Consider the following 8861-nt stretch of genomic DNA (forward strand, 5'->3'; position numbering starts at 1 on the left):
AGGGCGAGGACCACGCGCGGGCGCCAAACGGATGAGGCCTAGAACTCCTTGCGGACGGTCAGCCACACCGAGCGCGGGGCGTTGCGCTTGATCAGGTAGCCGGACTCCGGCAGCTGCGCGACCACGTCATAGACCTGCACGTTGGTCGGCAGGTTGGTGCTGATCATCGGGTCGTAGGCCGAGATGTAGTCCTTATCGAGCACGTTGCGGACGTCGAGCGTGACCTGGGTCTTCTTCAGGCCGCTGTACTGGACCGAGATGTCCAGGTTGTCCTGTTCGGGCAGGTAGCGGTGATCCAGCGAGTTGGTGTTCAGCTTGCGCACGTCCATCCAGCGATGGCGGACGTTGAAGCGGAAGTCGCCGTAGCGGTACGAGACCGTGTTGCTGAGCGTCCACTTGGGCGAGCGCGACAGAATGCCGGCGTCGACGCGCAGCACGTCGTCCGACGCGCCCAGGCCGTTGGCCCCGGTGTTGAGCCAGACATAGGCCTCGGTGGTCTTGCCGTTCAGGAAGGTGACGGACGGATTCCATTCCAGGTTCCGCGTCACCTTCCACTTGGCCCAGGCCTCGACCCCGCGCGTGAAGTAGCGGTTGAAGTTCTCCGGCAGCAGGTAGGTCGAGACGTTGTCGGTATCGACCGCGGTCGGATAGTCGTTCACCGCGAAATTCTGGTAGAAATAGGTGATCTGGCCGTTGAAGCGCCGGTCGCCGAAGGTGTAGGCGGCCTCGTGGCCCTTGATGTAGGCCGTAGGGCCCAGCGGCCGCACCAGGGTCGCCGCCGTCGAGTAGCGGTTGACCACGCCCGACGACGGCTGCTTGGCGTCGGTGTAGCGGTAATAGACCTTGTGCTTGTCGGTGAAGTTGTAGCCGATGGCGACGCTGTAATCGACGAGGCTCAGGTCCTTGTCGGCGCCGATCATCTTCGAAGCCGTCTTGGTCATGTAGACGTTGTCGTAGACGGTCAGCGGATCGCCATCCAGGCCGCCGTTGGTCAGCGAGGCGGCGCCGGAATTGCGCGTGTCCCAAGTCTCCGAATAGGTCCGGGCGTGGAAGTACTGGTACTTGATGCTGGCGTTGAAATCCCAGTGCTTGTTGGGCGACCAGGCGAAGCCGGCATAGGGCGACAGCTCCATGATCCGGGCGCTCTGCGAGACGGTGGTGAACAGGCCGCTGCCGTATGAGCCCCAGCCGCCGGCGTCGGTCAGCTGGTAGTTCGCACCGCCGTTGGTCACGTACTTGACGTTCAGGTTCTGCACCTGGCCGTCGGCCCAGGCCGAGACGCCCAGTCCGTTGGCCCAGTTGTCGTTCACCTGCTCCGAGCGCGAGACGTAGAGGCCGCCGTTCACGCTCCAGGTGTCGCCGCGATAGGTGGCCGTGAAGTTGCCCATGTAGTCGACGGATTCACGGTAGTTGTCCTCGGCCCGGGTCAGCAGGACCAGGTCCTGAGAACTGGTGCCGGTGGGCACCGTGCCGGAATTGTAGCTGCCGTCGGCGCTGGGGATGGTGGCCGTGACCAGGCCGCCGCGCATGTCGATATTGCGGTTGGGCAGGGTGTTGCCGACGATGCACAGGCTGGCGGTCTGGAAGGTGGTGGCCGTCACCCGCGGACAGGCCGCGCCGGTGCGGTAGTTGGTCCCCAGCTGCGAGCCGGCGACGTTGTTGGCCACCCTGGCCACTTCCTGGCCGGCGGCGTTGGTGAAGACGTAGTAGCCCGGCGTGCGGTCCAGGTTGTTGATGTTGAGGCCGAAGCGCTCGCGCGTCGCCGCCGCCGAGCCCAGCGAGGCCAGGCCCTGGGGCTTGTACGACTGGCCGCGATAGGTCGACTTCTGGATCCGCGCGGCCCCGGTGAAGGTCAGGCGCTCGCCGATGTCGTGGTTCCAGCGCAGCGACAGGGCGTCCTGCTTGTAGCGATAGCCGTCCGACGGATCGAGGCTGTGGCTGCCGCTCTTGAAGTAGTTCGGCACCGTCTGCCGGCCGCCGTTCATGAACAGGTTCACGTCGCGGCCGAAGCCCGGAATCTCCTCGGGGTTCTGGTAGCCGTAGGTCGGCTGCTGGAAGGTGGTCAGCTCGGCGTTGGTGTCGTCCAGGTGCTTGTAGATCAGGTTGAACGAACCGCTGCCGTTGGCGGTGTCGTAGTCCTTGTAGAGGTTCACCTTGAACTGGCCGCCGTGGTTCAGGTCGAAGCCCGGATCCACCTGGCCGCTGGACTTGCGGTAGAAGCCGCTGACGCCCAGGCCCAGGTCGCCGGCCTCGTTGACCCAGCCGTAGGCGGCGTCGACCTGCTTCCACGACAGGTGCAGGTCCTCGCCCTCGAAGCCGATGCGGGTCTGGATCACCGCCCCCGGCTTCACCTTGCCGGTGATGTAGTTGAAGGTCGCGCCCACCGAGGTGGTGACGCCCGTGGCCGACGAGCCGCCGCGCACCGACTCGACCCGGCTGGTCGAGATGTCGGCGCGGTAGAAGTAGCCGTCCTGGAAGCCGCTGAACTTGAACGGCACGACCGGCAGGCCGTCCTCCAGGATCGTCGTCCAGAAATAGCCCGAGGTGTTGGCCCCGGTGCCGATGGTCATGCCGCGGGTGAAGACCTCGTTGCGGGCCACGCCGTCGTTGGACTCGACCACCACGCCGGGCATGTCGCGCAGCATGTCGTCGGCGCTGATCGGCGTGAACTTGCTCATGTCGTCTTCGTTCAGCACCGAGAACGAGACGTTGGCCTTCTTGGCGGCGGTGCCGACCATGACGCCGGTGACGATCACCTCGTCGACCGCCGTGGTCTCGACCGTGACCGGCGCCGCCGGCTTGGCCGTTTCAGCCGTGGTCTTGGCGGGCGCCTGGGCGTGCGCGGCGGCGGCGACCGACATCGCGCTCGCGCCGGCGGCCAGGGCCAGAACCATGTGAGAAACCTGCAGGGCGCGGTTGCATCCGCGCTTGGGGCCGTAGCCAGCCATCCTATCCTCCCCTTCGACTTTCAGCCCGACCTCGCCTCGCGGCGGGGCCGGCGCGCCGACCGCCTTGTCGTGTTCGAGAGCGCTCCAGGCGCCCCGATCGGCTTGTTGTTATCGATATCAGCGCGTTTTGAACGCTGTCAACGGGGTTTCGGCGCCGAAATGTCGGAAACATTCGCGCGACATTATCATCCGACGAGCGGCTACAGTTCAGCAAATCCCAAGGTCGCTGATCAGCAATGCAACATCGGTCGCTACGTGCGATCAGCACAGCGCCGAATGAAAACTTCAGGATGTATGCGACGCGACGACTTCACTCTCGGACGCGCCAATCAATTTCATGCGTGCAGCGATCTTTCACCTGCACGGTCGAGCGCCTTCACCACCGTTCCATGCCTGGGCCGGCGCGAGATCAGGTCGTCGGCCGCCAGCAGGTCGAGCGCGGCCCGGACGGTGATCCTGGCCACGGTGAAGCCGCTGGCCAGCTCGCGCTCGGTCGGCAGGCGGCGCTCGCCGTCGAGGATCGCCGCCCGCAGCCGGTCGGCCAGCTGCCGATACAGCGCCACCCGGCCGGTGCGCTTCAGCGGCGCCCAGAAGAGGCCAGGCGAGGCGGTCACTTGAAGCTCACCCCTTCGACATTGGGGCCGATCTCGATCACCGAAAGATCGGCCGCCTTCAGCCGCTTGCCGCCGATGGTCACGTTTTCGAAGCTGATGTTCCGCACCGGCCGGTCCGGCCCATAGCCCGAGAGCGTCGAGGGGCTGGGCCAGCCGTCGCCGGTGAAGTCGATGTTGCGGAAGACCACCCCGTCGACCAGCAGGCCGGGGCTCGTGCCGTACTTGGCGTTGAACACCGTGCGCACGTTGAAGAGCTTGCCCTCCTCGATCTGGTCTACCCGGATCCCGTCGAACACCACGTTTCGCACCGTGTTGGTGTCGCCGGCGCTGATCGCCAGCGCGCCCTGGTATTCGGGGTCGTCCTCGTCGAGGCCCAGGATGTCGATGTTTTCGAAGCGCAGGTCCTCCAGCACGTTGGGCTTTTCGCTGTCGCCGTGCAGGCCGATGAACACCGCGTGGGCGACGTCGGGCCAGAAGATCGAGTCGCGCACCCGCACCCGGCGGGTGTCGCCCTTGCCGTCCTTGCGGGTGGCGTAGACGGCGACGCTGTCGTCCGAGGTGCGGATGAAGGCCCGCTCGACGGTCACGTCGCTGCAGGCGAAGACGTTGACGCCGTCCGACCACGAGCCGTTGGACAGGGTCCGAAAGTCACCGAATGTCACGTTGCGCGACGACGCGCAGGCGATCGTGCCGTGTTTGGGCGTCAGGAAGGTCAGGCCCTCGACCGTGACGTTCCTGGAATCCTGCACCACCAGCTGTTCGGCCGGCCGGTCGATGATCCCGCGACCGATGATGCGCACGTTCTCGACGCCCTGCGGCTTGAAGGTCCCCTGCAGCACCGCCCCGCCGGCGACATAGATCGTCTGGCCCGACTTGACCGGGAAGTACGGGCCGCCGCCCGGCGGGGTGTGCAGGCCCGGCTCGTAGAACACTACGTCGGGGCCGGGCGCGGGCCGCGCGATCGGCGCGCCGGCGAAGATCAGCAGGTTGTGCAGCCGATCGCCGTCGAACTCGACCGACAGGTTCTGCGGCCTGTCGATGGTGAAGGTGACAATGCCCTTCTCGACCTTGGGCTTGATGGCGTTGCGGGTGGGCCGCACCTCGACGCGCTTGAAGTCGCCGTTGTTCTTGCGCACCCCGATCTCGACCGGCCCGCCCTCGAAGTCGAACTGCACCACCGATACGTCGCTGGGCCCGTCGGAATCGACCTTGGCGGTGTATTCGTAGAGGTCGCGCCAGGGTCCGCCCGGCGTCCTCACCCGCACCGTGAAGGTGTCGTTGTGCATGCTGTAGAACAGCCCGCCCGGCGGCAGCGGATGGATGACGAGGCCGGGCGTTTCGTCGGCCAAGGCCGCGCCCACGGCCAGAGCGCTCAGCGCGACGGCGGCGAGCAGGGCCGGAATTCCACGAGCAGGCGAACGCATCCTTGTCTCTCCCCTGGTCGACGCTCTGGCGCGGCGTCTTGATTGGCCCTGACGACCGGCGCCCCGAAAGAGACGGGTCGTCGAAATCGCTTGCGGGAAGCCCGAAGGCTGCTAATTGATATCGATATCAGAAGCGCCATGCAAGCCCCGGCTTGGCAGGCGGTGAAGGGCGCAAAAGCGCTTGGTATCGTTATCAGTTTGGTCTATGACCGAACGGCTGGACCGACTGCGCCATGAAGCGCGGACGGCGCGGCGATGGGAGGGAGTCGCATGGGTTTCAGGAAGAACTACGCGCTGCTGAGCGCCTTCCTCTTCTTCTACTTCTTCGCCCAGGCCATGAGCATCTCGCTGCTGGCCCTGTGGCTGAAGCGGACCCTGGGCCTCTCCGGCGCGCAGACCGGCGTGGTCTTCGCCGCCAACTTCATCTTCGCGATGCTCTCCCAGCCGCTCTACGGCTTCGTTTCCGACAAGGTGGGACTGCGCAAGCATGTCCTGTGGTTGATCAGCGGCCTGGTGGTGCTGTCGGGCGCCTTCTTCGCCTTCGTCTACGGCCCGCTGCTGAAGACCAACCTGCTGCTCGGCGCGGCCGTGGGCGGGGCCTATCTCGGGATCACCTTCATCGCCGGCAGCTACGCCCTGGAGTCGTTCGTCGACCGGGTGGGCCGCAAGTACGGCTTCGAATACAGCCGCGCCCGGCTGTGGGGGTCGCTGGGCTTCGCGGCGGCCGCCTTCTTCTCGGGCCGGCTGTTCAACATGGACCCGCTCTACAACTTCGCCCTGGCCTCGTGCGCGGGCCTCGTCCTGCTGCCCTTGCTGGCCTTCGCCAAGATCGAGCCCAGCGCCGACGAGCGCGAGCGCTCCGACGCCCTCAAGCCCGCCGACGCCATGGCCATCTTCCGGCTGCCGAAGTTCTGGGGCTTCATGGTGCTGATCCTGGGCGTGACGAACCTCTATCTCGTCTACGACCAGCAGTTCCCGGCCTTCTACGCCTCGCACTTCGCCGACCCGAAACAGGGCGCGGCCATGTTCGGCTACCTGAACTCGGCCCAGATCTTCCTTGAGGCCGGCATGCTGTTCGTCGCGCCCTTCGTCGTGAACAGGATCGGGGCCAAGAACGGCCTGCTGCTGGCCGCGGCGATCATGATCGTGCGTATCGCGGGCTCGGGCCTGGTGCACGGCCCCGTGCCGATCTCGGCGATGAAGATGCTGCACTCGCTGGAGCTGCCGATCCTGGTGGTGTCGATCTTCCGCTACATCGCCTTCCACTTCGAAAGCCGCCTGGCCTCGACGCTCTACCTGGTCGGCGTCAGCTTCGGCCACTCGCTGGGCCTGGCGATCCTGTCGCCCATCGTCGGCAAGAGCTACGACCTGATCGGCTTCCCCAGCACCTACCTGCTGATCGCCCTGTTCGCGGCCGCCTTCTGGGTCGCCTCGGTGTTCGCCCTCTCGCCCACCCCGCCGCAAGACCGGCCCGCCAAGGACGCCGAACCCGATCCGGCTCTAGCCCCATCCAAGGTTCAAGCCGACCTCGGCGGCGCCGACGTGGCCAAGGTCAACTGAACATGCTCGACACCACCACCGCCCGCGAGCCCATCGCCCGGGCCGACGAGATCCTGGCCCGCCCACGCCCTGACCGGGCGAGGCTGGACGCGATCATCGCCGCCGTCCTGGCCCGCATCGACGCCAGCCTCGACCGCTTCACCGACGCCTTCCCCAGGCCCTCCAGCGAGGGCGGGGTCTATGCGCCGATGGACAACACCGAGTGGACCAACGGCTTCTGGACCGGGATGCTGTGGCTGGCCTTCGAGGCCAGCGGCGAAGCCCGCTATCGCCACGCCGCCGAGCGCCAGGTCGAGAGCTTCCGCGACCGCATCGACCGCGAGATCAACGTCGACCACCACGACCTGGGCTTCCTCTACTCGCTGTCCTGCGTGGCGGGCTGGAAGCTGACCGGAAACATCGGCGCGCGCCAGGCGGCCCTGGCCGCCGCTCGCCGCCTGATGACCCGTTACCTGCCGGCCGCCGGCATCATCCAGGCCTGGGGCGATCTTTCCGATCCCGAGCAGGCCGGGCGGATGATCATCGACTGCAACCTGAACCTCCCCCTGCTCTACTGGGCCAGCGAGGAGACGGGCGACCCGACCTTCCGCATCGCCGCCGATCGTCACATCGAGGAGGCCGCCCGCCACATCGTGCGGCCCGACGCCTCGACCTTCCACACCTTCTACATGGACCCGAAGTCGGGCGCGCCGCTGCGCGGCAGCACTCACCAGGGCTTCAGCGACGCCTCCTGCTGGGCGCGGGGCCAGGCCTGGGGCGTCTCGGGCTTCCCGCTGGTGCACCGCTACAAGGCCGATCCGGCCCTGATCGCGCTCGCGGCGCGGCTGGCCAACTATTTCCTGAACCGCCTGCCGGACGACCTGATCTGCTGTTGGGACCTGGTGTTCACCAACGCCGAGCGCGACAGCTCGGCCGCCGCCATCGCCGCCTGCGGTCTGCTGGAACTGGCCCGCGCCCTGCCGCTGGCCGATCCCGACCGCGAGACCTACGAGGCCGCCGCCCTGGCCATGGTCGAGACCCTGGGCGAGCGCTACCTGCTGCCGCTGGGCGAGCCCGGAACCGGCATCCTGGCCCACGGCGTCTACCACATGCCCAACCGCGTCGGCGTCGACGAGGCCTGCCTGTGGGGCGACTACTTCTTCCTCGAGGCGCTGGTCCGCCTCACCCGGGTTTGGGAGCCCTACTGGTGATTCAGATCGGCGTGGATTTCGGCGGCACCAAGGTGGAAGCCGCCGCCCTGGACGCCAGCGGCAAGGTGCTGGCCAAGGCCCGCGTTCCCAATCCGGGCGACTACGACAAGGCCCTTAGCGTGGTCCGCGACCTGGTCGGCGAGCTGGAGCAGAAGCTCGGGACGCGCGGCACCCTGGGGATCGGCGCGCCCGGCTCGATCTCGCCGGCCAGCGGCGTGATGCGCAACGCCAACTCGCTGTACCTCAACGGCCGCCGCTTCCGCGAGGACCTGTCACAGGCCCTGAACCGGCCGGTGCGCCTGGCCAACGACGCCAACTGCCTGGCCCTGTCGGAAGCCGTCGACGGCGCCGGCGCGGGAGCCCGCGTGGTGTTCGCCATCATCCTGGGCACCGGCTGCGGCGGCGGTCTGGTCGTCGACGGCAAGCTGATCGAGGGCGGCAACGGCATCGCCGGCGAGTGGGGCCACATGCCCCTGCCCTGGCCCAGCGCCGACGAGCGCGAAGGCCCCCGCTGCTGGTGCGGCCAGAACGGCTGCCTGGAAATGTGGGTGTCAGGCACCGGCCTGCGCCGCGACTTCCAGGAGGCCACGACCAAGGCCTGGAGCGGCGAGGAGATCATCGCCGCCTGGCGGGCCGGCGACGCCGCCGCCACCGCCGCCTTCGACCGACTGATGGACCGCCTGGGCCGCTCGGTGGCGGTGCTGTGCAACATCCTCGACCCCGACGCCATCGTCGTCGGCGGCGGCCTGTCGAACGTGCCCGAGGTCTGCCAGCGCCTGCCGGGCCTCGTCGTAGGGCGCGTGTTCGCCGACCGCTGGAGCACCCGCATCAAGCCCGCCGTCTGGGGCGACGCCTCGGGCGTACGCGGCGCCGCGCGGCTGTGGAGCCTGGAGGAGGCGCGCCAATTGCTGAGCGAGCAGGTGGCGTAGAGTAAGCCCCCCCTTCGTCGTCATCCCGGGCGAAGGGCCGCGCAGCGGACCGCAGACCCGGGACCCAGGGGTCGCCCCACTGCGCCGGCTGCTGCTTGGGTGTTTGATCGATCCGCAGAGCCCAGTCCCCTGGGTCCCTGTGTATTGCGATAGGTGTCGAGCGCGAGCTTGATGGTTGGCGGGCGCAGCTCGTTGG

Annotated in this window: 6 protein-coding genes; 3 read left to right on the forward strand and 3 right to left on the reverse strand. The window is 67.5% G+C overall.

Annotated features, from left to right (window positions below; genetic code table 11):
- Nucleotides 1-38: 38 nt before the first annotated feature.
- The 3 genes from AC07N1_RS23860 to AC07N1_RS23870 form a co-directional block, all read right to left on the reverse strand.
- On the reverse strand, nucleotides 39-2948 hold the full coding sequence (locus AC07N1_RS23860; protein WP_494674053.1) for a TonB-dependent receptor plug domain-containing protein: 2910 nt from the start codon (nucleotides 2946-2948) through the stop codon (nucleotides 39-41).
- A 335-nt stretch (nucleotides 2949-3283) separates the two neighbouring features.
- A complete protein-coding gene (locus AC07N1_RS23865) occupies nucleotides 3284-3562 on the reverse strand; it encodes a GntR family transcriptional regulator (RefSeq protein WP_494674054.1) in 279 nt (92 codons plus the stop codon).
- Entirely contained in the window at nucleotides 3559-4986 is a 1428-nt protein-coding gene (locus AC07N1_RS23870) for a glycosyl hydrolase family 28 protein (RefSeq protein ID WP_494674055.1), read from the reverse strand. The genes AC07N1_RS23865 and AC07N1_RS23870 overlap by 4 nt, the downstream gene beginning before the upstream one ends.
- 270 nt (nucleotides 4987-5256) lie before the next feature.
- Here AC07N1_RS23870 and AC07N1_RS23875 point away from each other — a divergent pair, with 270 nt between their 5' ends.
- The 3 genes from AC07N1_RS23875 to AC07N1_RS23885 are packed head-to-tail and all read left to right on the forward strand — an operon-like array spanning nucleotide 5257 to nucleotide 8665.
- Nucleotides 5257-6546 carry an oligosaccharide MFS transporter gene (locus AC07N1_RS23875; protein WP_494674056.1) on the forward strand — a complete coding sequence of 430 codons (1290 nt, stop codon included), beginning with the start codon at nucleotides 5257-5259 and terminating at the stop codon, nucleotides 6544-6546.
- 2 nt (nucleotides 6547-6548) lie between these two features.
- On the forward strand, nucleotides 6549-7736 hold the full coding sequence (locus tag AC07N1_RS23880; RefSeq protein ID WP_494674057.1) for a glycoside hydrolase family 88 protein: 1188 nt from the start codon (nucleotides 6549-6551) through the stop codon (nucleotides 7734-7736).
- The gene (locus AC07N1_RS23885) at nucleotides 7733-8665 is read left to right on the forward strand and encodes an ROK family protein (protein WP_494674058.1); all 933 of its coding nucleotides are present in this window, start codon (nucleotides 7733-7735) and stop codon (nucleotides 8663-8665) included. The genes AC07N1_RS23880 and AC07N1_RS23885 overlap by 4 nt, the downstream gene beginning before the upstream one ends.
- The last annotated feature ends 196 nt before the right edge of the window (nucleotides 8666-8861 follow it).

The sequence above is a fragment of the Caulobacter sp. GW821-FHT09B11 genome (assembly GCF_059418205.1).